This is a genomic window from Streptomyces sp. NBC_01257 (assembly GCF_035917255.1).
In the GTDB taxonomy this organism is placed as follows: domain Bacteria; phylum Actinomycetota; class Actinomycetes; order Streptomycetales; family Streptomycetaceae; genus Streptomyces.
Genome location: NZ_CP108472.1, coordinates 491,813 through 518,108, shown reverse-complemented (window position 1 = coordinate 518,108; position 26,296 = coordinate 491,813). Strand labels below are relative to the sequence as shown.

At 71.3% G+C, this 26,296-nt stretch carries 26 protein-coding genes; 16 read left to right on the top strand and 10 right to left on the bottom strand.

Translation table 11 applies throughout. The features are described from left to right. Positions 1 to 139: 139 nt before the first annotated feature. The 5 genes from OG408_RS02280 to OG408_RS02260 all read left to right on the top strand — a co-directional run bounded on the left by OG408_RS02280 (position 140) and on the right by OG408_RS02260 (position 6,311). Positions 140 to 964, top strand: a complete 825-nt coding sequence (locus OG408_RS02280; RefSeq protein WP_266787435.1) for an SDR family NAD(P)-dependent oxidoreductase — start codon at positions 140 to 142, stop codon at positions 962 to 964. Between the two features lie 116 nt (positions 965 to 1,080). Beyond that, positions 1,081 to 1,911, top strand: coding sequence for an ABC transporter ATP-binding protein (locus tag OG408_RS02275; RefSeq protein WP_285563993.1), 831 nt, complete (start codon positions 1,081 to 1,083; stop codon positions 1,909 to 1,911). After that, positions 1,908 to 4,442 (top strand): ABC transporter permease, encoded by a 2,535-nt coding sequence (locus OG408_RS02270; protein ID WP_326667834.1) that lies wholly within the window; start codon positions 1,908 to 1,910, stop codon positions 4,440 to 4,442. Before OG408_RS02275 ends, OG408_RS02270 begins: the two co-directional genes overlap by 4 nt. A 175-nt stretch (positions 4,443 to 4,617) precedes the next feature. Next, positions 4,618 to 5,670: a metallophosphoesterase family protein gene (locus OG408_RS02265; protein ID WP_285563991.1), complete on the top strand. Its 1,053-nt coding sequence runs from the start codon at positions 4,618 to 4,620 to the stop codon at positions 5,668 to 5,670. Positions 5,671 to 5,723: 53 nt separating this feature from the next. Further along, positions 5,724 to 6,311, top strand: a complete 588-nt coding sequence (locus OG408_RS02260; protein ID WP_326667831.1) for a histidine phosphatase family protein — start codon at positions 5,724 to 5,726, stop codon at positions 6,309 to 6,311. 138 nt (positions 6,312 to 6,449) lie between these two features. Here the strand turns inward: OG408_RS02260 and OG408_RS02255 are convergent, their stop codons facing one another. Further along, a complete protein-coding gene (locus tag OG408_RS02255) occupies positions 6,450 to 7,607 on the bottom strand; it encodes a serine hydrolase domain-containing protein (protein WP_326667830.1) in 1,158 nt (385 codons plus the stop codon). Positions 7,608 to 7,701: 94 nt separating this feature from the next. On the opposite strand from OG408_RS02255, the gene OG408_RS02250 reads away from it, so the two are divergent. The 3 genes from OG408_RS02250 to OG408_RS02240 all read left to right on the top strand — a co-directional run bounded on the left by OG408_RS02250 (position 7,702) and on the right by OG408_RS02240 (position 10,534). Beyond that, positions 7,702 to 8,334, top strand: a complete 633-nt coding sequence (locus tag OG408_RS02250; RefSeq protein ID WP_326667829.1) for a TetR/AcrR family transcriptional regulator — start codon at positions 7,702 to 7,704, stop codon at positions 8,332 to 8,334. 227 nt (positions 8,335 to 8,561) lie between these two features. Beyond that, positions 8,562 to 9,770, top strand: coding sequence for an esterase/lipase family protein (locus OG408_RS02245; protein ID WP_326667827.1), 1,209 nt, complete (start codon positions 8,562 to 8,564; stop codon positions 9,768 to 9,770). Between the two features lie 203 nt (positions 9,771 to 9,973). After that, on the top strand, positions 9,974 to 10,534 hold the full coding sequence (locus OG408_RS02240; protein WP_326667825.1) for a cysteine hydrolase family protein: 561 nt from the start codon (positions 9,974 to 9,976) through the stop codon (positions 10,532 to 10,534). Positions 10,535 to 10,637: 103 nt separating this feature from the next. Here OG408_RS02240 and OG408_RS02235 read toward each other — a convergent pair whose 3' ends face one another. Continuing rightward, positions 10,638 to 11,867, bottom strand: coding sequence for an FAD-dependent monooxygenase (locus OG408_RS02235; RefSeq protein ID WP_326667824.1), 1,230 nt, complete (start codon positions 11,865 to 11,867; stop codon positions 10,638 to 10,640). Positions 11,868 to 11,962: 95 nt separating this feature from the next. Here OG408_RS02235 and OG408_RS02230 point away from each other — a divergent pair, with 95 nt between their 5' ends. Continuing rightward, a complete protein-coding gene (locus tag OG408_RS02230) occupies positions 11,963 to 12,529 on the top strand; it encodes a TetR/AcrR family transcriptional regulator C-terminal domain-containing protein (protein WP_266787455.1) in 567 nt (188 codons plus the stop codon). A 99-nt stretch (positions 12,530 to 12,628) separates the two neighbouring features. On the opposite strand, the gene OG408_RS02225 is transcribed toward OG408_RS02230, so the two are convergent. Together OG408_RS02225 and OG408_RS02220 are read right to left on the bottom strand one after the other, a co-directional pair. Continuing rightward, positions 12,629 to 13,852: an FAD-dependent oxidoreductase gene (locus OG408_RS02225; RefSeq protein WP_326667822.1), complete on the bottom strand. Its 1,224-nt coding sequence runs from the start codon at positions 13,850 to 13,852 to the stop codon at positions 12,629 to 12,631. Between the two features lie 18 nt (positions 13,853 to 13,870). After that, complete coding sequence (locus OG408_RS02220) at positions 13,871 to 14,728, bottom strand: alpha/beta fold hydrolase (protein WP_326667820.1); 858 nt, start codon at positions 14,726 to 14,728, stop codon at positions 13,871 to 13,873. A 76-nt stretch (positions 14,729 to 14,804) separates the two neighbouring features. Between OG408_RS02220 and OG408_RS02215 the strand changes: the two genes are divergently transcribed. The 3 genes from OG408_RS02215 (at position 14,805) to OG408_RS02205 (ending at position 18,076) form a co-directional block, all read left to right on the top strand. Next, positions 14,805 to 15,692, top strand: coding sequence for a helix-turn-helix domain-containing protein (locus OG408_RS02215; RefSeq protein WP_326667818.1), 888 nt, complete (start codon positions 14,805 to 14,807; stop codon positions 15,690 to 15,692). 331 nt (positions 15,693 to 16,023) lie between these two features. Further along, a complete protein-coding gene (locus tag OG408_RS02210; protein ID WP_326667816.1) occupies positions 16,024 to 16,677 on the top strand; it encodes a hypothetical protein in 654 nt (217 codons plus the stop codon). A gap of 157 nt (positions 16,678 to 16,834) precedes the next feature. After that, complete coding sequence (locus OG408_RS02205) at positions 16,835 to 18,076, top strand: lanthionine synthetase LanC family protein (protein WP_326667814.1); 1,242 nt, start codon at positions 16,835 to 16,837, stop codon at positions 18,074 to 18,076. 114 nt (positions 18,077 to 18,190) lie between these two features. On the opposite strand, the gene OG408_RS02200 is transcribed toward OG408_RS02205, so the two are convergent. The 3 genes from OG408_RS02200 to OG408_RS02190 form a co-directional block, all read right to left on the bottom strand. Next, positions 18,191 to 18,754 (bottom strand): hypothetical protein, encoded by a 564-nt coding sequence (locus tag OG408_RS02200; protein WP_326667812.1) that lies wholly within the window; start codon positions 18,752 to 18,754, stop codon positions 18,191 to 18,193. 365 nt (positions 18,755 to 19,119) lie between these two features. Further along, positions 19,120 to 19,398: a hypothetical protein gene (locus OG408_RS02195; protein ID WP_266787469.1), complete on the bottom strand. Its 279-nt coding sequence runs from the start codon at positions 19,396 to 19,398 to the stop codon at positions 19,120 to 19,122. A gap of 72 nt (positions 19,399 to 19,470) precedes the next feature. Further along, positions 19,471 to 20,487, bottom strand: coding sequence for an ArsR/SmtB family transcription factor (locus tag OG408_RS02190; RefSeq protein WP_266787471.1), 1,017 nt, complete (start codon positions 20,485 to 20,487; stop codon positions 19,471 to 19,473). Between the two features lie 56 nt (positions 20,488 to 20,543). On the opposite strand from OG408_RS02190, the gene OG408_RS02185 reads away from it, so the two are divergent. After that, a complete protein-coding gene (locus OG408_RS02185; protein WP_326667810.1) occupies positions 20,544 to 21,851 on the top strand; it encodes an MFS transporter in 1,308 nt (435 codons plus the stop codon). A gap of 90 nt (positions 21,852 to 21,941) precedes the next feature. Continuing rightward, a complete protein-coding gene (locus tag OG408_RS02180) occupies positions 21,942 to 22,376 on the top strand; it encodes a VOC family protein (protein ID WP_285563977.1) in 435 nt (144 codons plus the stop codon). A gap of 141 nt (positions 22,377 to 22,517) precedes the next feature. On the opposite strand, the gene OG408_RS02175 is transcribed toward OG408_RS02180, so the two are convergent. Then, entirely contained in the window at positions 22,518 to 23,108 is a 591-nt protein-coding gene (locus OG408_RS02175; protein WP_326667808.1) for a TetR/AcrR family transcriptional regulator, read from the bottom strand. Positions 23,109 to 23,200: 92 nt separating this feature from the next. Between OG408_RS02175 and OG408_RS02170 the strand changes: the two genes are divergently transcribed. After that, complete coding sequence (locus OG408_RS02170) at positions 23,201 to 23,647, top strand: DUF1772 domain-containing protein (RefSeq protein ID WP_326667806.1); 447 nt, start codon at positions 23,201 to 23,203, stop codon at positions 23,645 to 23,647. A gap of 117 nt (positions 23,648 to 23,764) precedes the next feature. After that, positions 23,765 to 24,373, top strand: a complete 609-nt coding sequence (locus OG408_RS02165; RefSeq protein ID WP_326667804.1) for a TetR/AcrR family transcriptional regulator — start codon at positions 23,765 to 23,767, stop codon at positions 24,371 to 24,373. A gap of 90 nt (positions 24,374 to 24,463) precedes the next feature. Here OG408_RS02165 and OG408_RS02160 read toward each other — a convergent pair whose 3' ends face one another. Together OG408_RS02160 and OG408_RS02155 are read right to left on the bottom strand one after the other, a co-directional pair. Continuing rightward, positions 24,464 to 25,258 (bottom strand): SDR family NAD(P)-dependent oxidoreductase, encoded by a 795-nt coding sequence (locus OG408_RS02160; protein WP_326667802.1) that lies wholly within the window; start codon positions 25,256 to 25,258, stop codon positions 24,464 to 24,466. A 165-nt stretch (positions 25,259 to 25,423) separates the two neighbouring features. After that, on the bottom strand, positions 25,424 to 26,287 hold the full coding sequence (locus tag OG408_RS02155) for a prephenate dehydratase (protein WP_326667800.1): 864 nt from the start codon (positions 26,285 to 26,287) through the stop codon (positions 25,424 to 25,426). Positions 26,288 to 26,296 lie beyond the last annotated feature (9 nt).

The window sequence follows — 26,296 nt, the reverse complement described above, 5'->3', positions numbered from 1 at the left end:
AAGTGAGTACTCTCATGTCTCAGTTGCTCGTGATTCGCAGTTCGCCGCTCGCCGTTCGAGATTCGCCGTTCGTGGTTCGTGGTTCGTGTTCGTGGTTCGCACTCGTGGTCCGTAGCTCGTCGAATGAAGGAGATCTCCCATGCACACCGCAGCGCTCGTCACCGGTGCCTCATCCGGACTCGGCGCGGAGTTCGCCGCGCAACTCGCCGCCCGCGGGCACGATCTGATCCTGGTGGCGCGTTCCGGGGACAAGCTCACCGCCCTCGCCGATCGCCTCGCCGCGGAGCACGGCATCCGCGCCCATGTCCTGGTCCAGGACCTCGCCGAGCCCGACGCGGCCCGGCACATCACCGACCGCCTCGCCGCCCTGGAGCTGAGCGTCGACCTGCTGGTCAACAACGCCGGGTTCGGCACCTGCGGCCGTTTCGAGGACATCGCGCCGGACCGTGACCACGACCAGCTCATGGTCAACGTCGTCGCGCTCGTCGACCTCACCCACGCCCTGCTCCCGGACATGCTGGAGCGCGGCAGCGGCGCGGTCGTGAACGTCGCCTCCACCGCGGCCTTCCAGCCGTCCCCGTACTTCGCCGTCTACAGCGCGAGCAAGACCTTCGTGCTGAACTTCGGGCTCGCCCTGCGCCAGGAGTACCGCGGACGCGGCATACGCGTGCTCACCCTGTGCCCCGGCCCGGTCGACACCCCGTTCTTCGACGCCATCGGCACCCGCAAGGCGGCCGTCAACGGCTCGTTCACCACGCCGGAGCCCGTGGTACGCGCCGCCCTGCGCGCCCTCGACCGCGACCGCGGCTACGTCACGCCCGGACTCGGCAACGCCCTGTCCGCGCACCTGCTGCCGCGCCGGCCGCGCACCCTGGTCACCGCCCTCGCCGAACGCGTCACCCGGAAAGTCCTGGGCCCCGGGGGCGCCCCCGGCGCCACAAAGCCGAAGGAGCACGCGGCGTAGGTCCTCCCCCTACCGCGGTAGCACCCTCATGTTGGCTCCCGGGTATGACGCCCGGCGCGCGGCCGTCCACGCACACTCCGTCCGGTCGGCACGAGAAGATCGCGAGAGGGCGGAACATGAGGGTACGCAGCGGAAGGCGGCAGAAGGCGGACGACCGGGCGGAGGCGGCCGGGGGCCCCACACCCGGTCAGGCCGTCGAACTGCGCGGTGTCCGACGGCAGTACGGCCGCGGCGCGGGCTCCGTGCACGCCCTGGCGGGCATCGATCTCGCTCTCCCGCGCGGCACGTTCACCGCGGTCATGGGGCCGTCGGGGTCCGGCAAGTCCACGTTCCTGCAGTGCGCCGCCGGTCTCGACCGGCCCTCGTCCGGATCCGTGTGCCTCGGCGGCACGGAGATCACCGGCATGAGCGAGAACCAGCTCACCGAGTTGCGCCGCAGCCGCCTCGGCTTCGTGTTCCAGTCCTTCAACCTGCTGCCGTCGCTGACCGTGGAGCAGAACGTGCTGCTGCCCATGCGTCTCGCGGGCCGCCGTCAGGACCGCCGTCTGGCGGCCTCGATGCTCGCGCAGGTCGGACTCGCCGACAAGGCGCGGCGCCGCCCCGGCGAGCTGTCCGGCGGCCAGCAGCAGCGTGTCGCCGTGGCCCGCGCCCTGGTCACCGGCCCCGACGTGGTGTTCGCCGACGAGCCTACCGGCGCCCTCGATTCCGGCACCGCGGCCGAGGTGCTCGGCCTGCTCCGGCACGCCGTCGACACCCTCGGAGCCACCGTCGTCATGGTCACCCACGACCCGGCGGCCGCCACCTGGGCCGACCGCGTGCTGTTCCTCGCCGACGGCACCTTCGCCGGCGGACTGGAGCGCGGATCGGCGGAGCAGATCGCGGCACGGATGAGGGCGTTCACCGCCCCTGCCTCCCGCACGGGCACGATGGCGGGTGCCGCGGCATGATGCTTCCCAACGGACTCGCCCGCGCGGCCGTCCGCTCCAGGCCCGCATCGTTCGCGGGGACCTTCGTCGCCCTGCTGATGTCCGCGCTCATCGTCACGGCCTGCGGCATCCTGCTCGAAACCGGTCTGCGGGCGTCGGTGCCGGCGGAGCGGTACGCCGACGCGCCGGTCGTCGTGGCGGCAGACCAGTACGAGTACGTCGTCACGGGCAGCGGCGAGGACCGCGAGGAGGAAGCGGTCCCGCTGCCGGACACCGCACGGGTGGACGCCGGGCTGGCCGCGAGGGCCGCCCGGGTGCCGGGCGTGGCCGCCGCCGTCGCGGACTTCACCTTCCCCGTGCGCCCGGCGCACGACAGCGCGGGCTCCGGCACCCCCGGACTTCCCGTGCCCGGTGGTGCGCTCACCGGGCACGGATGGGGCTCGCACGTCTTCACAGGCAGCGCGCTGACCACCGGCTCCGCGCCCCGCGCAGGGGAAGTCGTGCTCGACTCCGGCACGGCCCGCACGGCGAAGGCCGCCGTCGGGGACACCGTCGCGCTGCACACCCTCGCCGGGCGGCAGGACTTCCGCGTCGCGGGCATCGCCAGGACCGGCCCCGGCGACACCGCCCGGAGCACCGGCGCCCTTGCCTGGTTCGCCGACGCCCAGGCCCCCACGCTCGCCGGCCACCCCGGCAAGGCGGACGCCATCGCCGTGCGGGCCGACGGCGGCACCGATACCGACGCCCTCGCGGGTTCCGTGGAGAAGGTCCTGGCCGGCTCCGGCGCCCAGGTGCACACCGGTGACGACCGTGGCGCGATCGAGGACCCGGGTCTCGGCTACGCCAAGCAGACGCTCTTCGGGATCGGCGGCTCCTTCGGCGGCATCGCCGCCATCGTCGCGGTCTTCACCGCGGCCGGGACCGTGGCGCTGTCCGTCTCCCAGCGGGCCCGCGAATTCGCGCTGCTGCGTGCCGTGGGCGCCACGCCGCGACAGATCCGCCGCGCGGTGGCCTCGGAGGCGCTGCTCATCGCCCCCCTCGCCGGGATCGTCGGCTGCCTGCCCGGCATCGGGCTCGCGCACTGGTGGTTCGGGCAGTTGCAGGACCGCGGGGCGATCCCGGAGGCGGTCCGGATGCACGTCTCCTGGATCCCGCTGGTCGCCGCGGTCGGGGCCGGGCTGCTCACCGCGCTCGGCGCCGGATGGGCGGCAGGGCGCAGGCCCGCGAGGATCAAGCCGGGGCAGGCGCTCACCGAGGCGTCGGTGGAGCGGCTGCGGCCGGGCGTGATCCGCACCGCGCTGGGCCTCGTCGCCCTCGTCGGCGGCGCGATCCTCACCGGTGTCGCCGCCCGCTCCACCGGGGACGACGCGGCAGGGGCGGCCCTCGGCGTCGTCATGCTCTTCATGCTCGCCGTCGCACTGCTCGGCCCGCTGGTGGCGCGGCTGTGCGCGGGCCTCTTCGGCCTCCCGCTGCGCGGCGCGGGCGCGGCGGGCGCGCTGGCGGTCGCCAACTCCCGTACCAACTCCCGCCGCCTCGCCTCCGCGATCACCCCGATCGTGCTCGCCATGGCCTTCGCGTCGACCCTCGTCTTCATGCACACGAGCGAGACCCACATCGCCGACGAGCAACTGCGCGCCGGTATCACCGCGGACCACGTGGTGACCGACCCGGCCGGGCTCCCGGTGGACTCCGTGGCGCGCGCCGCCCGCGCGCCGGGCGTGGACGCGGCCGTCGGCCTGCTGACCACTCAGGTGCTGGTGCCCGTCGGCTCCGGTGAGTTCAAGTCGCTGCAGGGCGCGGCGACCCAGGGCGTCACCGGATCCGGCGCCGAGCTCGCGAAGGTGCAGGACCTGGACGTACGCGAGGGCGGCCTCGACCGGCTCGGCCGGGACCGCGTCGCCATCGACACGACCCTGGCGACCTCCGCGGGCGCCGGCGTCGGCGACCGGCTCCCGCTCTACCTGCCCGACGGCACCGAGGCCCGCCCCGAAATCGTCGCCGTCTACGGCCGTGGCCTCGGTCTGGCGACGGTGACCATGGACCGGGCCGCCCTGACCGGGCACGTCACCTCGGGCTTCGACAGCACGCTGCTGGTGCGCGGCGGCACGGCGAAGTCGCTCGCCGCCCTGGGCGAGGTCACCGACGCCTCCGGCTACGCCACCGAGCAGAACCTCGACGCGAAGCTGGGCGCCTGGTCCAACACCACCATGGCCGCGGTCCTCGGCGGCTTCGCCGCAGTCGCCGCCGTCAACACACTGGTGATGACCGTTCTCGACCGCCGCCGCGAACTGGGCACGCTGCGACTCGTCGGCGCCACCCGGCGCCAGGTGCTGCGGATGCTGCGCTGGGAGGGCCTGCTGGTCTCCCTGGTGGGCGTGGTCCTCGGCTCCGCGATCGCCGCGGCCACGCTGGTCCCCATGATGCGCGGCATGACAGGCGAAGGACCGTACGTGCCCCCGCTGCTGTACGGAGCCTTCGTGGCCGCCGCCGGGGGACTGGCCCTGCTCGCGGTCACGCTGCCGGCCCGTGCGGCGCTGCGCCGCCGGTCGTAGCGCATGGACAGGGGGCGGGAGCCGGCATCACACCGCCGCCCGCCCCCTGCCGGGGTGAGCGCCCTTGGACTTCAGTCCGCGGCCACCTCCGCTACGCCGGGAGGTCACCAGGATCGGAAACGCTTCTCCCGTCCCATCCCCGTACCGGGGCCGCACGACGAAGGAAGTACTACCGATGGATCGCAGATCGTTCATGTCCACGACGGGCCGCGCCACCGTGCTCGCGGGCGGGGCCCTCACCGTCGGCGCAGCCCTGACGGACGCGTCGGCCTCGGCCGCCCCGCTGGACGACAGGCGCGGCCACGGCAGCGGGGACAGCACGGTGCGGTTCAACATCATCAGCGACATCCAGGGCGACCTGACCGACTTCGGCAGAGCCCTCGACGACCTGCGCCGCATCAATCCCGGCAGTGCCGGGCTTGGCATCGCGGGCGACATCACGCCCCGCGGCTACGACTTCGAGTACGCGGACGTCCGCCGCACCCTCGGACAGCACCAGCACCCCAGGAACGTCGCGTGGGCCATCGGCAACCACGAGTTCTACGTCCCGAAGTACCGCGACCCGAACACGCTCGCCCAGGACACCTGGCCCAACGGCACCACCGAGGACTCCCTCTTCCGCAGCTTCTACAACTTCGCGGGCCGGAACAAGGTCTACTCGGAGACGTCGTTCGGCGGCATTCCGGTCCTGAGCCTCGGCACCGAGCGCTACGCGCACTACCACGACGCGAAGTTGTGGGACGAGGTGTGGATCAGCGACGCGCAGTTCGCCTGGCTGGAGGACCGGCTCGCCCACTGGGCGCGACGACGCAAGCCGGTGATGGTCATGACCCATCACCCGCTGCCCAACACGGTGTCGGGCACGCACAACAAGCTCTACATGAGCGACTACCTCCAGCCGGACCGGCTCCTCTCGATCCTCGGCCGCCACAAGGACGTGTTCCTCTTCTCCGGCCACACCCACTGGGACCTCAACCTGTCCGACTGGGTGGTACGCAGGGTCGTCCCCGGCACCGGCAACCTCGAAGGCTTCACCGTGGTGAACACCGCAGCGGTCCAGGCGGGCTGGACGGACGACGGCAAGGGCGGCGAGGTCTCGGTGAGCGGCGCCTTCAACCAGGGGCTCCAGATCGAGGTCGGCCCCCGTGCGGTCGTCATCAAGGCCCGCGACTTCACCACGGGCACCTGGCTCAAGCAGCTCACGGTTCCGCTGCACACAACTGGCTGAGGGGCGGGCACCCCACGGTCCGACCGTTCCATGGCGGGGTATCGTGCGCGGCCATGGGCGCACTGATGGTGATCAGGCACGGTCAGACCGAATGGAGCGTGTCGGGCCGGCACGCCGGGCGTACCGACGTTCCGCTGACCGATGCCGGTGAGGCCATGGCGAGGGCGCTCGCGCCGAGGCTCGCGCGACACGACCTGGTGGCCGTGTTCAGCAGCCCGCTGAACCGCGCGTTGCGGACGGCGGAGTTGGCCGGCCTGACCGGTGTCAGGCCCGATCAGGACCTGACGGAGTGGGACTACGGCGGCTACGAGGGGCTGACGGCGGCGCAGATCCGGGAGCCGCGTCCGGACTGGGACCTCTGGCGGGACGGCGTCGTTCCCGGCGACGCCGAGCATCCCGGCGAGCAGCTCCGGCAGGTGTCGGCACGGGTGGACGCGGTACTGGACCGGATCCGTCCGCTGCTGGACGACGGCGATGTCGCCGTCGTCGCGCACGGTCATCTGGCGCGCCTGCTCACCGTGCGCCGGCTCGGTCTCGACGCGTCCGCAGGCCGCCTGCTCGGCCATCCGCATCCGGGCACGCTCGCCTTCCTGGCCACCGAGGACGCGCAGCCCGTCCTTGCCGCCTGGAACATGCCGTAGTGGGAGGAGGCGACCGACAGGTCGGGCACACGGCCGGTGACCGCGACCGGACCGCCCGAAGATGCGCACACCCGAAGCGGGTGGCCTGCGGATCTCCGGGCGAAATGTGTCCTGCCGGCCATCCGGCGCCGGCGGGAGCTACCCGGCACTTGCGCAGTAGCCCTGCTGGAAGGCGGCCCAGAAGTCCTCGTCGATCCCGGTGTCGGAGAACGGGTTCCAGTTGGTGTGGGCGACGAGTTGGTCGTTCCCGTCGCGGCTGTTGAGGGCGAAGGTCAGATATCCGAGTGCGCTGCCGCCGTGGCCGTACGCGCGGCCGCAGCTGGTGGCGTAGACGTAGATGCCCAGGCCGTAGGCGACGGCGGGCGGGGCGCTGCCGGTCGTGGGGACCGTGTCGGTGAGCATCCTGCGAAGCACGTCCGGAGGCAGCAGACGTCCCTGTAGCAGGGCCCGGTAGAAGCGTGCGATGTCGGCCGCGGTCGTGACGAGGGCGCCCGACGCGCCGGCCTCCGACGGGCTGAGCGCGGTGACGTCGAACCGGGTGGGGTCCGGTGCGTCCGGAAGGAGGAGCGAGACGTCCGCGTAGCCGTGGACGTGGTTGCCGTCGATCGTGGTCCGGGTCAGCGGGTACGACGTGTCGCGCAGCCCGAGGGGGGCGAAGACGCGGCGTTCGAGGTTGGTGCGCAGGTCGCGGTCGGTGATCCGTTCGACGATCAGGTCGAGCAGCAGGTAGTTGGTGTTGGAGTAGCGGAACCGCGTGCCGGGGGCCGGGAAGTACCGGGGCCGGGCGAGGCCGATGCCGATCAGCCGGTCACGGGGCCAGTACTGGTCGAGGCTGCGGAAGTGGGGAAGCAGCCCGTCGATGTAGTCGTACAGCCCGCTCGTGTGGTTGAGCAGCTGGCGGACGGTGATGGGCGCACCGGACAGCGCGTTGTCGGTGCGGACCTGTTCGGGCAACAGGCTCTGCACGGTGTCGTCGAGTCGCAACCGGTGCTCGGCGACGAGTTGCAGGACGACCGTCGCGGTGAACGTCTTCGTGACGCTCCCGGTGCGGAACCTCAGGTCCGGTGCCATCGGCTTCCCGGTGGACCGGTCGGCCAGACCGGCCGCGCCGAAGCGGTCGTCCGGGCCACGCCGGGTGAACAGGAAGGCGCCCGGGTTGGGGTTCGGGCCGGCCACCACCTGATCGGCCAGTTCCTGCAGGGCCGGGTCGCGGCGGCTGCCGGCCGCCAGTCCGTCACTGGCCCGGCTCGCGGTGGCCACGCCGGGTGGCAGCAGGAGAGCGAGGGCAAGTCCCATGCCTAACAGCCGGGTTGAGTGCAGTCGGATCATCAGAGGTTCCTCCCCGGTAGCAATATAGACGTACGGTTATAGCACGCGGTACCGTCCTCACGTGCCGAGAGTTTCCGACCATGACGCCCGGCAAGGGCAGATCACCGACGCCGTCCAACGCCTGGTCGTGCGCCACGGCCTCACCGCCGTGACCGTTGCGCGGACCGCCGCGGAAGCAGGCATGTCCGTGGGCCTGGTGCAGCACTACTTCACGGCCAAGGACCAGATGCTGCTGGCCACGTTCACCCGGGTCAACGGGCGGTTCACCGCGCGCGTGGACGAGCTGGTGAACCGAGGTGAGGCCGAGGGCCTGACCATCGCCGAGATGCTGCGGCAGGCACTGGCCGAGTTCATGCCGCTCGACGAAGCCCGCCGCGCCGAGTTCCTGGTCCGACTCGCCTTTGCGGACCAGGCCGCGCACAGCGCCCGCCTGGCCGCCGTCCAGAGGGAGACGCTCATGGGTATCCGCTCACGCGTCGCCCGGGCCATCGGCAACGGCACGGTCTGCGGCGAGGTCGCCCAGGGGGTCGACGCCGCTGACCGGGCCCTGCGCATCGTTGCGTTCGCCGAAGGGCTCGCCCTGCACGCGCACATCGACCCCGACGGCACACCGGAACCGGCGATCGTGGCCGCTTTGGACGACCAACTCGGCCGCGTGTTCACCGGAACCTGCCGACACGGCCAACTCGGCTAGCTACGTCCCGACAACTCGGTTAGCAACGTCCTGACAACTCGCAAGGGTTGGGAACGGGCGTGGCTGTGACCGCGCCCCGCGACGAGCGCAGGCCGCCGAGGGCTGTCGTAAACAATCTTGTGCCCGCTCCATCACATGAGGTGAACCCCGCAGCTCAGAAGGGCGATGTGCCCGGATCGTCCCCCATGATGGCGTTGTCTCGCCCGCCCTTCCGAAGGAGTACGACCTTGTCCGAGACGACCGAGCCCAACGTCGGTTCGTTCACCCTCGGCGGCCTGCCGGCCACCGAGCCCGCCGCACCGATCGAGGTGCCGGACCACGCTGAATGGCCCCTGCCCAACGGCTTCGCCTGGGTCTTCCCGGGCGAGGGCAACCACGGCGGCCTCGTCCGGCCCGTGATCATGGCCGACGGCTTCAATCTGGGCCGGAGCAAGCTCGATGTGCTCTATCACGGGCTGGAGGGCGGCGACTTCCCCTTCATCAGCGAACTGCGCCGACGCGGCCGGGACGTGATCCTCCTCGGTTTCGAGGAGCGCAGTGCGTCGATCCTGGACAACGCGCGCGCGGCCGAAGCCGCCATCATGCGGGCCATCGCCGAGCAGGTGGGCGACGCCCGCCTGGCCGTCGGCGGGTTCAGCATGGGCGGCATCGTCACCCGTTACGCGCTCGCCCGTCTCGAAACGCAGCGGATGGACCACCGGACCGGACTGTACTTCTCCTACGACAGCCCGCACCGAGGCGCTTCCATCCCGGTCGGCGTGCAGGCGTTCTCGCACTTCATCCCGTTCCCCAACGCCTTCGCGAAGCAGATGGACAGCCCGGCCGCGCGTCAGATGCTCTGGCAGCACTACGACAAGGACACCGAGAAGATCGGCGTCGCCCCGGAGCGCACGGAATTCCTGGCCGCTCTGGACCGGGTCGGTGGCTGGCCGCAGATCCCGATGAAGATCGCCGTGGCCAACGGCCGGTCCGACGGGCTCGGACTGCCGGACGTGGAGCCGGGCGAGGTCACCCTTCGCATCGACCGGATCTACCCGGGCACCACCTTCTACGCCCAGGCCCGGGGCGACGACGTGACGGCGGCCTATCTGAACCGCAGGTTCCCCAAGGCCGAGAGGACCGTCACGACCGACGCCTTCCCGGAACTGGACGGTGCGCCGGGCGGCACCCTGCACACGTACAAGATCCTCGCCGACACGATGAGGAAGCTCGGCGCCAAGACGGACCTGCGGCAGGAGGAGGTGTGCTTCGTCCCCACGGTCAGCGCGGTCGCCGTTCGCGACATCGACAAGCAGGACGACCTGTATGTGAACATCGACGATCTCGCTCCGGACGAGAGCGAGTTGGACGACTTCCGCTGTTCCTCCACGACCAGTGCGCATACGGCCATCACCGAGGAGCTGTGCACCTGGATCATGGATCGGCTCCCGAGCTGATTCGTGCCTGGTCTCCGTCTGACCGGTGCCTCATCTGTGCCTGATCCGCGTTGATCCGTGCCTGATCCCGTTCATGCGCCGACCGGGGCCGCCGACCGCGAAGAGATGCGGCCGGCGGCCCTTCGCCGACCCGCCACAGGGTCGTTGTCAGTGCGGCGGGCTAGATTGCGAGGGGTACAGGATCAGCGTGATAGGGGAAGAGCATGACCACACTGGAGAACCGGCCGAACTCCGCGCTTCTCGTCATCGACGTGCAGAACGGCGTCGTCGAAGGGGCCCACCAGCGCGATGTCGTCGTCGCGAACGTGGCGGGCCTCGTGGAGCGGGCGCGCAGGGAAGGGGTCCCGGTCGTCTGGGTCCAGCATTCCGACGAGGGGCTGACACGAGGGAGCGACGACTGGCGGATCGTTCCGGAGCTCGCGCCGGAGGACGGCGATCCGCTCGTCGAGAAGAACTACGGGGACTCCTTCGAGGACACCACACTGGAGACCGTGCTGTCGGGACTCGGAGTGGGGCGGCTCGTGGTCGTGGGTGCGGAGACCGACGCGTGCATCCGCTCGACACTCCACGGCGCGTTCACCCGGGGGTACGACGTGACGCTGGTCAGTGACGCCCACACGGCCGGCGACAAGACGGCATGGGGCGCGCCCCCGGTGGACCAGGTCATCGCGCACACGAACCTGTACTGGAACTACCAGGCGGCACCGGGGCGGACGGCCGGGGCGGTCGAGGCCAAGGACGTCGTCCTCGGCGGCACGGCCTGACACCTTGACCCGCCCGACGCCTTGACACTCCGACGTCTTGACGTGCGGCATTTCTCGGCCGCGGGTGCCGGTCCTTCGTATGGGGCCCTGCTGGGTCGCCGGGTCAGGCAGCGCCGAGCCGGAGTTCCGGGTAGTCCGGAAGCCGCCAGCTGCCGCCCCGGTCCTCCCTGGAGAACCGTGCGATGAGACCGGGGACGCGCAGGAAGCAGGCCAGTGCCGTGACGGAGTGGAAGGCGTCGATGGCCAGCCGGCTCATGGGCATGCCCACGCGCAGGAGGTGCGGTTTCACCTCGGCCTGGATCTCGTCGACGAACGGCCGCAGGACGGTGTCGTAGTTCGCCAGGGCCTGAGGCAGGTCGTGCGGGCACCGGTTGATCTCGCCGGCCAGGACGTACGCACCGGTCAGCCCGCCCGAGATCCCCATGCCGCTGAAGGGAGAGGCGCAGTGGGCGGCATCGCCGACCAGCACCGCGCGGCCCTTGGACCAGGTGTCGGTGCGTACCTGCACGACCTCCTGGGAGTAGAAGCTGCCGGTGGTCCGCATGCCTTCGAGGAACCGCCCGGTCTGCCATCCCGCGTCGCGGAACCTGTCGGCCCAGAACTCCTTCTGGCGTTCGACCGGTTCCCGGTGGACCGCCGTCGCCTCCTCGGACTCCTCGCGCAGCACGAAGTACACCTGTGTCTCGGTCGGGTTGTGGCTCCGGCGCATGATCATGCGGCCGCCGGGGGCGTTGTAGGTGTCCCGGATATCGGTGTCCGACGCGATGCGCGGGACGAACCAGTAGGCCATGTGCATGCCCACCCGCCAGTACGGATCGGGGGAGTCGTCCGGCAGGACGGTCCGGCGCATGCGCGAGCCCTGGCCGTCCGCGCCGACCAGAAGGTCGTACTCGCCGGACGAGCCGTCCGAGAAGTGGGCCACGACCTTCCGCTCGTCCTGCTCGAAGCGCTCGGCAGCGACGCCGAAGAGGTGGTTCACGTCGTCCTTGGCCGCTTCGTGGAGGATGCGCACCAGATCGCCGCGCATGATCTCGTACTCGGATGTCAGGCTCTGCCGGCCCCGGCCGGAGGTGTTGGCCATGATGGTCGCCCGCGCCTTGCCGCGCGCGTTCACGAAGGCGACGCCGGCTTCGTCCACGAGCTTGTCCCTGACCGTGTCGAGGAGTCCCATCCGCTCGACGGCGTCGATGCCCTGGCCCCGTAGGTCCACCTGCGCGCCCGTGTCCCGCAGCGCCGGGAAGCGCTCGGCCACGGTCACCCGGTGGCCGCCCCGGGCGAGCCAGTAGGCCAGGGCCTGTCCCGCGACCCCACCGCCGCACACAAGGACCTTCAAGGAGGGCGTTCCCGCTTCCCGTGTCATGCCGCCACCCACTTTCTATCGGTGATAGGTGAATGTACAGCGTCGTCTATCAGCGATAGGTTGTCAACGTGAAGGTGAACCGAGAGATCGTGGTCGGCGAGGCGCTCGACCTGCTCGACGAGGCCGGTCTGGACGCTGTCAGCACCCGGCAGCTGGCCAAGCGGCTGGGTGTCGAGCAGCCGTCGCTCTATTACCACTTCCGGAACAAGAAAGAGCTGCTCAGCGCCATGGCCGAGGCCGCCATGGCGCCGCATGCGAGTGTTCCGCTGCCGCGGCCCGGCGAGAACTGGCGGGACTGGTTCCTGGAGAACACGCGCAGCTTCCGGCGAACCCTGCTGCTGCGCCGGGACGGCGCACGGCTCCACGCCGGGAGCATGCCCGGCGGGGCGGACCTCGACCGGGTCGCACGGAAGATGGACTTCCTGCTCGCCTCCGGTCTGCCCGAAAGGGAGGCCCAGATGGCGATGCTGGCCGCGGGCCGCTACACCGTGGGCAGCGTCCTGGAGGAACAGGCCGGCACCGGCCCCGCCGCCGACGCGGACCACCCGGTCGTCCCGGAGATCGACAACGAGTCGGCGTTCGAGGCCGGGCTGGCCCTCATCGTGGACGGCTTGGCGCAACGCGTCGGGGTGTAGCGGCACGCGTACGGAGCCGGGGGCGGGACACGCCGCGCCCAGGGGCCCGTGCATGAGTGAACGGCGCGCGGCGCCCGGCCCCGGCGTACGCGACAACGGTCACCGGGCCCGTGGGGCGGTGGGCGACGGCGGGTAGTCGTCGACGGTCACCGAGTCGTGCACGCGTGCGGTCCTGGTGGCGACACGGAGGAGCGCGCGGCCGGGCCCTGCGGGCAGGGCGGCGACCAGGCGCGCACCCTGCGCCAGCCCGTGCACGCCGAGGCGTGAGGTGGGGATCAGCGTCCTGGCCGCACTGAGCGCGGCCGCTCGGCTGCCGTGTACGTACTCCGCCATGGCGCGCTCGTAGGCGGGGAAGGCGCGCTCGTGGTCACCACCCGCCCGCGCCAGTTCCCCGGCGAGGACATAGGCCCCGACGACCGCGACGCTGGTGCTGCCGCCGACGGCCGGGCCCGGGCAGTAGCCCGCGTCGCCGACGAGCGTCACCCGCCCCCGCGACCACGAGTCCATGCGGAGCTGCGTGATCGAGTCGAAGTAGAACGCCGGAGTCCGGTCGAGCTCGTCCAGCCACCCGTCCACGTCCGGGTGCAGGCCGTCGAACGCACGCCGCAGCAGCTGCTTCTGCCGGGGCACGTCGTGGTGGTGGCAGGCCGGCTCATGCTCGCTCCGGAACAGGAACAACGCGCGCGCGTCGTCGAGGTGCCGCGCGCCGTACATGCCGGCCGTGCGGCCCACACCGACGTGCATGTGGAGCTCGCCGTCGAGTCCCGAGGCGTTCGGCAGGGCCAGAACGCCGAGGTAGGCCCCCGTGAAGGTGCTGTAGCGGGACTCGTCGCCGAAGGCGAGACGACGCACGTTGGAGTGCAGACCGTCCGCGCCGACGACGAGATCGAAGCGGCGCGGCGCCCCGTGCTCGAACCGCACCTCGCCGTCGGGCGAGATCCCGGTGACCGACTCGTCGAAGAGGTACTCGACGTCATCGCGCGCGGCGTCGTAGTAGATCTCGCTCAGGTCGTCGCGCATGATCTCGACGTGCCGGTCGGAGGCGGCACCGAAGATTCTGGAGAGGTCCACCCGGACGGGACGTCGTACGCCCTCGCGGTGAACAGTCATCCGCCGTGTGCCGGTGGCCCGCTCCTCGACGAGCGGCAGCACACCCATCTTCTCCGAGACGTCCATCGCGGGCCGGAACAGGTCGACCGCGTGGCCGCCGGTCCTGCGCGGACTCGGAGCGCGCTCGACGACGGTGACCGAGAAGCCGTGCCGGGTGAGCCAGTACGCCAGTACCGGACCGGCGACGCCTGCGCCGGAGACGAGAATCCGCATGACACCCCTCCTCGTCGTTCAGTTCACCGGTACGGAGTGGAGGGCGGCGAACCTCAGCAGGGAGGCGGCGGTGCGCGGCGGATCCTCGAGTATGGGCGAGTGCCCGAGACCCGGCAGCAATTCGACCTCCGCCCCAGGAACGGTGAGGTAGTCGTTGGCCGACGAGGATCTCCACCTGCGGTCGTCCTCGCCGAAGAGAACCAGCAGCGGCTTGGCGAGGACCGCCAGCCGGCCCGGCAGCGCCTGCTGTTCCAGGTAGTCGCGGGTGCCCTGCATCGTTGCGGTGAGGGTGTGGAGGGTCATGCAGCGCACCTCGTCCAGGAGCTCGTCGGGGAACCGGTACCCCGCCCGGCTGAAGCCGGTGCTCGCGAACTCCCGGATCTGCTCGTCGGTCGGCGGCCATTGGGTCAGCCCCGCCCCGCCGGACTGCGGTGCGATGAAGGCGTCCAGGCCGGGCCCGGTGTTGACGAGCGCGAGCGCGGTCACCAGGGCCGGCCGCTGTTCGGCGAGAGCGGTGGCGACCACACCGCCGCTGGAATGACCGACGACCAGGGCGCGTTCGACGCCGAGGCTGTCGAGTGCGATGCCGGCCCGGCGCGCCTGGTCGGCCAGTGCGTAACTGCGGTCGGCGGGCTTGGCCGACCGGCCGTGTCCGAGCAGGTCGATCCGGATGACGCGGTGGGATCCGGCCAGCATCGGCACCAGCGCGTCCCACGAGCGGGCCGAGGACGCGGAGCCGTGGATGAGCAGGAGCGCGGGGGCGTCGGGAGGGCCGTCCTGGCACACGTGGAGGCCGCCGTCGTCGAGGGAGAGGATCGAACTCCCGGTGGCTCCGGTGGAGCCGTTCGCATGCGGTGCGTTGTCCGAAGCAGTCATGGATGCACTGTCGTTGCCCGCACCCGCCCGCGGATTGGACAAATGTCCCGTCGGCCGGCTCGCGTAGCATGGAACGGTGCAGACCTTCAGGCACGGTGAGGCTACGTGGGATGTCGCATGTCCCCGCATTCCGAGCAGGGTGGCCGGTCTCACCATGGCCGGGTTCCGCGCCCATGACCTGAACGAACTCCGGATGGTTCCGCACCCGGCCGTGACACTGCTCCTGGACTTCGGCGCCGGCTCGCCCGTCCTTGACTGCGCCGCCGGGTGGCAGCAGCGGGGAAGCATGGTGGCCGGGCCCGGGCTCGGGTCCGGAGGCGCGGTCCGGGCGTGGGGAAAGGACGTCGAGTGCGTGCAGGTGCGCCTGTCCCCGGTGATCGCACGCGCGGTTCTGGGCGAGTCCCCCGCCTCTCTCGACGGCGCCGCCGTCTCCCTGGGTGACCTGTGGGGCCGCGAGGCGTCCCGGATCCGCGGGCAACTGGGCGATGTCGCGTCCTGGCAGGAGCGCTTCGCACTGACGGAAGCGCTGCTCGCCCGCCGGTACGAGGCGGGGCCGCAGGTGGACCCGGAGGTGGCCTGGGCCTGGCACCGGATCATCGGCAGCCGGGGACGGGTCCGCGTCGACGGGCTCGCGGCCGAGGTCGGCTGGAGCCGCAAGCGCCTGTGGTCGCGGTTCCGTTCGCAACTCGGTCTGCGGCCCAAGCGCGCCATGACCCTGGTCCGCTTCGACCACGCCGCCCACCGCCTGGTCGCGGGTGAGGCCGCGGCATACGTCGCGGTGGACGCCGGCTACGCCGATCAGTCCCACCTGCACCGCGACGTCATGGCGTTCACCGGGGCGACCCCCGCCGCGGTGGCCGGCGAGCGGTTCCTCGCCGTGGACGACATGGCCTGGCCGAGCCGCGGCACAGGGCCGGGCCCCGCCTCTCCGGACGATGGCGGATCGCGGTTCGTCGCGTCGTAGGAACTCTGGGTTCCTTCCACCTCGGCCGCCGAAAGGCTGTCAACATACAGCTGTAGCGCAACTGCTGAGGTGAATCAGTCGCTGTGCCGCACGGACACTGTCCGCGGCGACGGCAACAGGAAGGACGCGGGGGATGAGCGGCGGCGGGGCACCGTTGAATCCGTACGGCGGAGGACCACCGCCGGGTGCAGGCGTGCCACCCGTGCCGCCGGCGGGTCCGTGGCCTCCGGGTCCGGCGCGCCGGCTGACCTTCGGACGACTCTTCAACCCGATCGCGGTCGGGCGTGCGGTGTTCACACCGTCCCGGCCGGACCGGGTGCACGATCCGGCGGTGAAGAGGATCCAGGTCCTGCGGTCGGTCGTCGGCCTGATCGCCGTCACGTGGATGCTGTTGTCCTACGGGCCGGCGGCCGACGCCGACGACGTGATGGACGACCGCTTCGGCCAGATCCGGACCACGCTCATCGCGCTCGGAGTCACGTTCCCGGTCGCCGTCGCCGCGTTCGTCATGGCGGCCCGCCCGCCGAACCGGCGCCTGTTCCTGCGCCGTGTGGGCAAGCCCGTCGGGGCACTGCTCGCGCTGGTCGTCACGCTCGCCTCGCCACGACTGGTCACGGGGCTGGGATACGTGGGCGAGAACACGGACTGGACTGCTTCGGCAGGGCGGGTGGTACTGCTGTTCGCCCTGGGCGCCTTCCTCCTGTGGCTCGCCCCCTTCGCTCTCTACGGCATCGCGCAGTCACTCGTGCACGTGTTCAGGACGGCGGATCTTCACGAGACGGTGCCACCGCTGCTCGCGACCCTGCTCGTGTGGGAGGTCGCCCTCTTCGACGTGTTCCGGGGTGCGTACGACGGTGTGTCGACGGGCGTGCGGGTGGCCTTCGTCCTCGGGGCCCCGCTGACCGTCACCGCCGTGGCGATGTGGGAGCTGCGGCGGCTGCGTACGCGGCACGCCATCACCCTGCGCGCGGCGCTGCTGCGCTGAACCCGGTCGCGGGGGCGGAGCCCGGCCGTCCCCGGCACGTGCTGATCCGCGCGGTCCGCCTCAACCGGTGCGTCCTGTGCAGGAGTCGGCGACGCCATGAGGAGTTGACCTGCTCCGGGGCTCGTGGGGGACGCCGACTCTGTGGAACGCTGGGGCGATGACCACCAGTGCGACGGACAACGCGGAATCGCTCGCCGTCGGCGCCCTCGACTGGCTGCTGAAGGCCGCGCGGGACGTCGACGGCGGCTTGGCCTGGCCGGACACGCTCACCGCCGAGCAGACGACGCCCATTCTGTACAACGGGACTTCGGGCGTGCTGACCGCCCTCCTCGACGCCTGGTCGCACTTCGCGGACGACCGGTACGCGGACGCGGCCGTGCGCGGTGCACGCAGCGTCGCGGACGCGGTCGACGGGTGGGGACACAGCGGCCTCCACACGGGGGTGGCCGGAATGGCCGTGGCCCTGCGGGGTGTGCACCGCGTGCTCGGTGACACCGAGGCGGGGGCGGCCGCCGACCGGGCTCTGGACCTCCTGCGGTCCCGCTACGACGGCGCAGGGTGGAACGACTGCTTCGAACTGATCGCAGGCAACGCCGGTATCGCGCTCGCCGCGCTGGAGTGCGGGGATCTCGATCTCGCCGGCCTGGCCGTCGACCGCTACCCGGCCACCGCCGAAACCACCGCCGGCGGAGTCCAGTGGGAGATCCGCACCGGTGTGGCTCCGCGCATGCACCACATGTCGCACGGCACCCTCGGTATCGTCTACGCGCTCGCCGCGGTCGGACGGGCCGCCGACCGCCCCGACCTCGTCGAACTCGCGTCGGCGGGCGCCGCTGACGTCATCTCCCGCAACGAGGCAGGCCCGGACGGCTTCCTCGTCGCGCACTCCGACCCGCAACAGCAACACGAGAAGATCGAACGCCACAGCTACGGCTGGTGTCACGGTACGGCGGGTGACGCCCAGGCGTTCCGCCTGCTGAGCCGCATCCTGCCCGACGACCCCACGTGGCCCGCCCTCGTGGACCGCTGCTGGCACACACTCGTCAACTCCGGTATCCCGCAACGGACCCGTCCCGGATTCTGGGACAACAACGGCCGCTGCTGCGGCACCGCGGGCGTCCTCGCCCTCGCCTGCGACCGACAGGCCGAATGCGGCGACGGCCACGCGTTCGCCCGGGTACTTGTTGCCGATCTGGCGGCCCGCGCCAGGACCGACGCCGACGGAACGTGCTGGTCCAACGCCGAACACCGCGAAACCCCCAGTGACCTCGCCCCGGCCACCGGCTGGGCCATGGGCAACGCGGGCATCATCCGCGAGCTCCTGCGGTACGCCCGCACGACCTCGGGCCGGGACCCGCGCTACGCGGTTCCCTTCCCGGACCAACCGCCCACTGCCTGAGCGAGTGCACCACACGGGTTCCTGGGCCCGGACCGTCATCCGCACTCCCCGGCCGGGGTCATGGAGACGCCGGCCTCCATGACCCCGGCGCGGCGGCCGAACTCCCGTCAGGCCTCAGGAGGACTCGAGGGGGGAGTACATCACCGACCGCTGCTGCTTGTGGCGCCGGATGCGCCCCTTGGCGACGAGCGCCTCAAGGGTGTTGCGCACGACCTGCGGTGTCGGGGTGCGGTCCGGGTGCTTCTCCAGCAGTTCGTCACGCAGTTCCTTCGCGAGACGCGGCTCGTTGTACGTCCGGAGCAGATCCAGAAGCACGTCTCCCAGCAGAGGCTGAGGGGACTTGGCCTTCGAGGGCTTGCTCGCGGTGCTCTTGGCCGGGGACTTCTTGACCGGGGCGGAGGGCCGGGACGGCTTGTCGGCGGCGGTGCCCTCGGTTCCTTGCTTCCGCTGCGCGGGGACGGGCTCGCCCTGGACCTGCTCGGGCGCGGCGGGCGGGGCCGACGACGGGCCCTCGTGCCGCTCGGCAAGGTTCATGATGCCCGTCAGGAGGATTTCCTCCTGCTTCAACACCTTGATCTTCTCGGCCAGTTCCTGCTGGAGACGACGGTTGTCCTCCAGGTCCGTCGCGGCTTGTTCCGCATACCGCGATCGGAGCGTGGCAGCTGATTGGCTGGTCACAACCGGGCACTCCTTCGTGTTGGACGGTGCTGCGCATGGTACCCACCGCGATGGTGCTCGCCGATATGTGTGAACGGTGAAGAACGGCCGACCGGGCACGTTTCCATGGCGGAGGGAGGCTGGTACGCCGGTGCTGCGCAGGTTGAAGGCAACACCCTACTCGGCTCGTTGCGCGCCGACGATTCCTTCGCACCCACTGCGCGGCCTCTTCACGGGGACATGTCGGTGAAGGACTTCGCGACGGGCGCGAGGTGTTCGTCCCTCGTGCATGGGTACGGATGTGCCGCCCGCGACACACAGGTGTTCGGGCCGATTCGAAGGTGTCGACGCGGGTGTGCCGGTGGCCGAACCCGCGGAGGGACGCCCTACGAAAAGGGAGGCGGCCCGTCACCCGACACGGGCACAACGGTGAACTCGCTCTCATGCGCATGACTGGCCTGCTCCATATGGACCTGCCGCACCTGTCCGTCCGGCATGCTGAGGCGGAGCACGTCACTGTCGTGGAGGTCGAACACCCGGCTGGTCGGAACACCGCGCAGGCTGCCGCGCCACCCGTCCGGGTCCACCGTGACCAGGTGCGCTTCCACCGGGATCTGCAGGCGCCCAGCCATCAGCACCGCGTCGCCCTCGTACCGACTCGTCATAACCACCACGGTCGCGCCCCGCTCACCGCGCAGCAACCGCAGCGTCCGACAGGCCCGCCCGATGGTCCGGGCTCAGTGGTCGGAGCCGTGGCCGAGGTGCGGTGCGCACAGGGCGGCGCCGAGCGAGCTGTGCCGGTAGCGGACGTGGCGTCCGTGGCGGGTCCGCTCCAGGAGCTGAGCCGCGTGCAGGACGGACAGGTGCTGGCTGACGGCGGCCGGGGTGACACCCAGGCGGTGGGCGAGTTCCGTGGTGGAGGCGGGCTCGGCCAGCATGGTCAGCAGACGCGCGCGTGGCGCGCCCAGGAGCCGTTCCAGCGCTCGGGCAGCGGGCGCTGCCGGGCGCTCGGTGAGGGTGGCCAGTCCCCGCGCGCCGTAGACGATATGGGGCAGCGCCCGTGAGCTGAGCATGGTGGACACGCCGTCGGCGAAGCAGCTGGGGGTCAGCAGCAGGCGTCGTCCGTCGATGGGGATCTCGGTCGGAGGCGAGGGCCAGGGGCCGTCGCGCCGGATGGTGAGCATGTTCTCGGCCCAGGAGAGCCGGGTGCTGATGCCGGTGAGCAGGGCGTTCGCGCCGCCCTCGGCCAGTACGCGGGCACGGTGGCCGATGTCGGCCTCCAGCACCGCCCTCGCCCGCGGCCACCAGGTGGGGCGCAGGCACGAGGCCCAGTACTCCTCCAGGGCGTCGGCGATGTCGGCGAGCAGGCGTGCCGGGTCGTCCCAGGCGTCGGCCAGCCTGGCCGGGACCGGTTCGCCCAGCGGCAGGAACGTCTGCTCCAGACCCGCCCGCACCAGAGCCGGATCGGTGGCGCGCAGCTCGGCGAACTCCCGGCCGATGTCGGGTGCCGAGGTGGCCGGCCGGGGCGTGAGGAAGTCGGGCACCCAGTACCGCCGACGGGCCACCAGCGAGGTGAGCAGCAGGTGATCGAGATGCTCGAAGTCCGGACGGAGGCCGGCGAAGGTCTCGCGCAGAGCGGGGAAGCGCCACGCGTGCCCCGTCCACATCCGCAGGCTGAGGACGGTCTCCTGCAACGGCGAGTAGGCGAACGAGGTCGCCGCGAGGTCGGCCACACCGAGACGGAAGCGAATCATTAAGCCCCAGGGTAAATCCATTCCGCTCACTCAGGGCCGAAGCTGTGCTGAAGCCCATGACCACTGCCGCTTCCGCCCCACCCCTCCCTCCGGCCCCTGCCTCCCCGATGACCCGGCTGATGAACGATCCGACCGTACGGGGGATCGCCGCACTGCTCTCGGTCAACGCCGTCGGCAACGGACTCTTCCTGACGATCAGCACCCTGTGGTTCACCCAGGGTCTGGGCTACTCCGTCGCGCGGGTCGGACTGGCACTGACCGTCGCCGGGCTCTGCGGGATCCTCGCCTCCCTCCCCGCCGGTCGCGCGTGCGACCGATGGAACGCCAGGACCGTCCTGACCTGCCTGCACCTCCTGCAGGCGGCCGCCGTCGGTCTGTACGCCGTCGCCGATTCCTTCCCGGTCTTCCTGGTGCTGGCCTGCCTGGCCACGGCCGGCAGCCGTGCCAACGCCACCGCGCGCGCCACCCTGTACGCCCATGCGCTCCCCGTCGGCATACGCACCCGTGCCCTGGCCCTGCTGCGGGCGGTCAACAACGTGGGCATCGGAGCGGGCGCCGCCCTCGGATCGCTCCTCCTCGCCTTCGACAGCGACGCGGCCTACCGGGCGGCCATCGGCGTGAGCGCCGCCGCATTCCTCCTCGCGCTGATCCCACTCCGCCGGATCCCTCTCACCGCCCGGCCGCCGGCCGCGAAGACCGACGTGGCGCAGACCGCGGCAGCACGGCACGCCGCCGTGCCCGGCCGGCGCGCGGCCCAGCCGCTGCGCGACCTGCCGTACCTCGCCGTCACCGCGCTCAACGGGGTCGTCAACACCCTCTACGTCGTTCTCGAAGTGGCCCTGCCCCTGTGGCTCCTCACGTGCACGAGCGCGCCACGGGCCATGGTCGGCTGGCTCCTGGTCACCAACACGGCCCTGGTCGTCGCTCTGCAGGTCCGTGCCACCCGTGGCATCACCGGCCCGCCCCAGGCGGCGCGCGCCTTCCGCCGCGGAGGCCTCCTCGTCGCGGCCGCATGCCTCGCCGCCGCCTGCGCCGCCCACCGGTCACCGATCGTCGCCGGCGCCGTCCTCCTGGCCGCCGCCGTCCTGCTCACCCTGGGCGAGGTCAGTTCGCAGGCAGGCAGCTGGACCCTCTCCTACGACCTGGCACCCGACCACGCCCACGGCGCCTACCAGGGCGTCTACCAGACCGGAATCTCCGCGAGTCAGGCGTTCGGCCCGGGCCTGCTGACCACCTTGGTCATTCCGTACGGCACTGCGGGGTGGGTGGCCCTCGCCGCCCTCTTCGCCGGTGCGGCACTCGCCCTTCCGCCCACCGCCCGCTGGGCTGCACGACGATCCGCCCCACTGAAGTCCAGCGGGTGACACACCGGCTGTTCCGCACCCGGTGTCCCGTCGAGGTTCCTTCGTGCGTTCGAGCTCCCCGGTGCCACGGCGCGCCACTACGGTGGGCCGATGTCAAAGATCAAGCAGTTCCAAGTCACCTTCGACTGCGCCGATCCTGAGCGCGTCGCTCGTTTCTGGTGCGAGGTACTGGGATACGTCGTACCCCCGCCACCGGAGGGGTTCGCCGGCTGGGACGAGTTCAATCAGTCGCTGCCGCCCGAGCGGCAGGGTGCGGATTTCGCCTGCGTGGATCCCACGGGTGTCGGCCCGCGCATGTACTTCCAGCGCGTCCCTGAAGGCAAGGCGGTCAAGAACCGGGTGCACCTCGATGTGCGGGTCGGCGCCGGACTCGTGGGCGAGGAGCGGCTTGCCGCGCTCGAAGCCGAGTGCGCACGGCTGGTCCCCCTCGGCGCGGTACGCGGGCAGCTCCAGCTCGCCGATGAGGAGAACGAGTCGTGCCTCGGGATGCAGGACGTCGAGGGCAACGAGTTCTGTCTCGACTGACAGCCGTGCTCGTGTCCTCACGGTGGCAGCCGGAGGGCCGAACATGTCTTGAAGGATGAGGGGGTCGGGGGCATGTGCCCCAACCCCCTCATCGATGCGGACGGATGGAGCAGGTGACGGGTGGCCCGCCCGTATCGACGCTCACGCCTCGGCGGGATACCGGGCGAGCCGGTCCACCAGCAGCTCCACCCTCTGTGCGGCCGGCTCCGGCAGGAGCCGTCCTGCGCGGGTCAGGGTCGCCAGGCCGTGCAGGGACGCCCAGAACATCTCGGTGAACACTCCCGGGTCGGCGCCCTCCCCGGCGACCTCGCCGAGCGTCTCCAGCAGGGCGGCGAAGGCGTCCTTCAGCGGCTCCGGGGTGTCCTCCCGTGCGTATGCCAGGCCGCCGTCGAGCTGGAACAGCGCGTCGTAGACCGCCGGGTTGTCCGCGGAGAATTCGAGGTACGCACGGGCGAGCGCGGCGACCCGCGCGCGGGGGCCGTCCGCGGCGGCGGTCGCGGCACGCACCGCCACGGCCATCTCGGCGGCACCCTCCAGGGCGACAGCGCCGATGATCTCGCGTTTGCCGCGGAAGTGGCTGTAGAGGACGGGCTGGCTGTATTCGATGCGCTCGGCGAGCCGGCGGGTGGTGACCGAGTCCCAGCCCTGCTGCTCGGCGAGTTCACGGGCCGTCGCCACGATGAGGCGCTCGCGTTCCGCCCGTTCACGCTGCTTGCGTTCCTGTACCGACATGATTCGATCCTAGCATCGCTAGACAATCGAGCGGCAGTAGTACTAGCGTTGCCTCATCACCTAGCAACGCTAGAAAACAGGGAGGAGTCATCATGCTCAACGCACTCGAGGTGTTCACCACTGTGGTCGTCGGCGTGATGGTGGGGGTGGAGTTCTCCGTCGCCTTCGTCATGAACAGGATCTTCAACGCCCTCCCCGAGGACAGCGGCCAGCTCGGCCGCGCCCACGGCGGCCGGATGCTCGGCGCCGTGATGCCGTTCTGGTACATCGGCTCGCTCGTCCTCGTCGCGATCTGGGCCATCGCCCGATGGCACCACGAGGGCACCGGCCTCGTCGTCTCCGCCGGCGTGCTGCTGATCGTCAGCGTGATCATGTCGATCCTGCTGCTCGTCCCGATCAACAACCGGAGCAAGGCGTGGACCCCCGACAACCGGCCCGCGGACTGGAAGGAGCAGATGAACCGCTGGGACCGCTACCACTACGTCCGCGTCGCCGTCCTCATCGCCGCCTTCGCCCTGCTGGTCGCCGGTCTCGTCTGACCCCGCGGGCCCACCGACGAGGTCCGCCGGCCGCGATCGCGCGGCCGTCTGACCTCGTCGGGCGACCCCCGCGCCCCCATACGATGGATTCCATCGTCCAGTGTGCGGAGGTGGGTCATGGCCGGCGAGCTGACGGCGAAGGGGCGGGCCACGCGGAGCCGGATCGTCGAGGGCGCCGCGACGGTGCTTCGCGAGAAGAGCGTCGCGGCGGCGACGCTCGAGGACGTCATGGCGCGGACCAGGACCAGCAAGAGCCAGCTCTTCCACTACTTCCCGACCGGCAAGGACGAGCTGCTGCTCGCGGTGGCCCAGTTCGAGGCGGACCGGGTGCTGGAGGACCAGCAGCCGTATCTGGGCCGACTGGACTCGTGGGAGGCGTGGGACGAGTGGCGCGACGTCGTGATCGAGCGCTACGAGTCCCAGGGGGACCAGTGCCCGCTCGGCTCGCTGTTCCTTCAGGTCGGGCGGTCGACCCCCGGGGCTCGGGCCATCGTGTCCGGTCTGATGAGCCGCTGGCAGGAGAGCCTGGAGGCCGGTATCCGGGCGCTGCAGGCGGCAGACCTGGTGCCCGGTGGGATCGACGCCGGCCTGCGGGCCGCAGCGCTCCTGGCCGGCGTCCAGGGCGGGGTGTCGATCCTGCTGTCGACGGGCCGGTCCGACCACCTGCGCGCCGCGCTCGATCAGGGGATCGCCGACCTGCGGGGCACGGCCCACGCCCTGACCTGATGCCGGACTCTCCGGCCGGCCGCGCGACTCTTTCCGCTGCCGTGCCCGACCATGGCGCCGCGGTCCCCGGACCGCGGCGCCACCCGTGCCTCAGGCGTACCATCCGCCGTCCACCGAGAGCGTCGCGCCGGTGATGTAGGCGGACAGCGGACTCGCCAGGAAGGCGAGCACGTCGGCGTACTCCTCGGGGCGTCCGATGCGGCCCACGTCGTTCGGTGCGAGCTCCGCGGTCAGGCGGGGCTCGATCGCTTCCCAGGTCTGTCCCCATCCGTGCTCTCTGCCCAGCGTCAGCAACGGTTCCAGGGACTGCGGGGTGAGGATGCCGCCTGCCGCGACGGTGTTCGACGTGACACCGGAATCCCGCAACTCCCGTGCGAGCGACTTGGCGAGGGAGTTGCGTGCTCCGTTCGTCGCCGCGTAATGGGGCTGGGACGCGGCGGGCTTGTCGCCCGTCACGCTGCTGATCTGGATGACCCGTCCCCAGCCCCGCTCCCGCATGCCCGGGACGAGGCGCTGGATCATGCGCACGCTGGTCAGGACATTGGTGTTGTACGTGTCGGCCCACTGCTGCGCCGACGCGGTGGTCCAGCCGAGGGACATGTCGTACGTGCCCACGTTGTTCACCAGGATGTCGACCGGGCCGGCGCCGGCGGCCGCGGCGTGCACGGCGTCGGCGCCCTCGTCGGTCCCCAGATCGCCGATCGCCACCGCCGCGTCCCCGCCCTCCGCGACGATGCTCTTCGCGACCGCCTCGGTCCTCGCCACGTCCCGCCCGTGCACGACCACGGTCGCGCCTTCCGCCGCCAGCCGCCTGGCGATCGCCTCGCCGAGACCGCTGCTCGATCCGGTCACCAGTGCGCGCCGGCCGCTCAGCTGAAGATTCATGGGTGCTTCCTTCCGGAACCGCTCCGCGCGGGCGGTGTCACCGGGGAAGCGGTGGACCGCCCGCGTCTGGACTGCTTGGTCCATCGCAGCGTGCACGTCGAAAAATGGACCTGCAAGTCCAAAAGTGTGCCGCGTTGTCGGAGCGGTCGGGCGCTGCCGGCCGTCTCAGCCGGTGCCGGCTCCGGACGTGCGGCCGTCCCGCAGTCGGTGTGCGTGCGCCGGATACGCGCCGAGAATGCGCACCTCGGACGAGAAGAACTGCAACTCCTGGAGGGCCAGGGCGACATGGGGCTCGTCGGGGTGGCCCTCGACCTCCACGTAGAAGCGGCTCGGGTTCAGTCCGGCGCCGATCTGGTAGCTCTCGATCTTGGTGAGGTTCACGGAGTTGCTGGCGAAGCCGCCGAGCGCCTTGTAGAGCGCGCTGGGGATGTTCCGTACGCAGAAGAACAGGCTCGTCATCGTCGGCCCGCCCGTGTCGGGGGCCAGGGCGGAGTCCCGGGACAGGACGACGAACCGAGTGGTGTTGTCCGGGTCGTCCTCGACCTCGGACCGCAGGACGTCCAGCCCGTAGAGCGCGGCCGCGGCGGGCGGGGCGAGGGCCGCGTGCCGCGGGTCGCCGAGTTCCGCCACCTCACGCGCCGCCCCTGCGGTGTCATCGCTGACGAGGGTGCGCCAGCCGCCCTCCCGCAGCACCTTCCGGCACTGCCCCAGGGCATGCACGTGGCTGCGTACGCACTCCACCTGGTCGACGGTCGTGCCGGGGACACCCATCAGGTCGAAGCGAATGGCGAGGAAGTACTCGGCGACGATGAACAGCCCTGATTCCGGCAGCAGATGGTGGACGTCAGCCACCCGCCCCGCCGCGGAGTTGTCCATGGGGATCACGGCGAAGTCGGCGGTGCCGAGCGTGACGGCATCCAGGGCCTGCTCGAATCCCGTGCAGGGCAGCTCATGTCCTTCGGGGAACAGGGCATGGGCTGCCGTTGCCGAGTTGGATCCGGGTTCACCCTGGTATGCGACGGTGGTCACCGTGTTCAG

Coding starts and splice junctions, on each gene's coding strand:
- OG408_RS02280 (WP_266787435.1), top strand. CDS start 140: ATGCACACCGCAGCGCTCGTCACCGGTGCCTCATCCGGACTCGGCGCG.
- OG408_RS02255 (WP_326667830.1), bottom strand. CDS start 7,607: ATGGGACTTGCCCTCGCTCTCCTGCTGCCACCCGGCGTGGCCACCGCG.
- OG408_RS02180 (WP_285563977.1), top strand. CDS start 21,942: ATGTCAAAGATCAAGCAGTTCCAAGTCACCTTCGACTGCGCCGATCCT.
- OG408_RS02175 (WP_326667808.1), bottom strand. CDS start 23,108: ATGTCGGTACAGGAACGCAAGCAGCGTGAACGGGCGGAACGCGAGCGC.
- OG408_RS02190 (WP_266787471.1), bottom strand. CDS start 20,487: ATGATTCGCTTCCGTCTCGGTGTGGCCGACCTCGCGGCGACCTCGTTC.
- OG408_RS02265 (WP_285563991.1), top strand. CDS start 4,618: ATGGATCGCAGATCGTTCATGTCCACGACGGGCCGCGCCACCGTGCTC.
- OG408_RS02160 (WP_326667802.1), bottom strand. CDS start 25,258: ATGAATCTTCAGCTGAGCGGCCGGCGCGCACTGGTGACCGGATCGAGC.
- OG408_RS02205 (WP_326667814.1), top strand. CDS start 16,835: ATGACCACCAGTGCGACGGACAACGCGGAATCGCTCGCCGTCGGCGCC.
- OG408_RS02275 (WP_285563993.1), top strand. CDS start 1,081: ATGAGGGTACGCAGCGGAAGGCGGCAGAAGGCGGACGACCGGGCGGAG.
- OG408_RS02185 (WP_326667810.1), top strand. CDS start 20,544: ATGACCACTGCCGCTTCCGCCCCACCCCTCCCTCCGGCCCCTGCCTCC.
- OG408_RS02165 (WP_326667804.1), top strand. CDS start 23,765: ATGGCCGGCGAGCTGACGGCGAAGGGGCGGGCCACGCGGAGCCGGATC.
- OG408_RS02270 (WP_326667834.1), top strand. CDS start 1,908: ATGATGCTTCCCAACGGACTCGCCCGCGCGGCCGTCCGCTCCAGGCCC.
- OG408_RS02220 (WP_326667820.1), bottom strand. CDS start 14,728: ATGACTGCTTCGGACAACGCACCGCATGCGAACGGCTCCACCGGAGCC.
- OG408_RS02225 (WP_326667822.1), bottom strand. CDS start 13,852: ATGCGGATTCTCGTCTCCGGCGCAGGCGTCGCCGGTCCGGTACTGGCG.
- OG408_RS02260 (WP_326667831.1), top strand. CDS start 5,724: ATGGGCGCACTGATGGTGATCAGGCACGGTCAGACCGAATGGAGCGTG.
- OG408_RS02240 (WP_326667825.1), top strand. CDS start 9,974: ATGACCACACTGGAGAACCGGCCGAACTCCGCGCTTCTCGTCATCGAC.
- OG408_RS02195 (WP_266787469.1), bottom strand. CDS start 19,398: ATGACGAGTCGGTACGAGGGCGACGCGGTGCTGATGGCTGGGCGCCTG.
- OG408_RS02170 (WP_326667806.1), top strand. CDS start 23,201: ATGCTCAACGCACTCGAGGTGTTCACCACTGTGGTCGTCGGCGTGATG.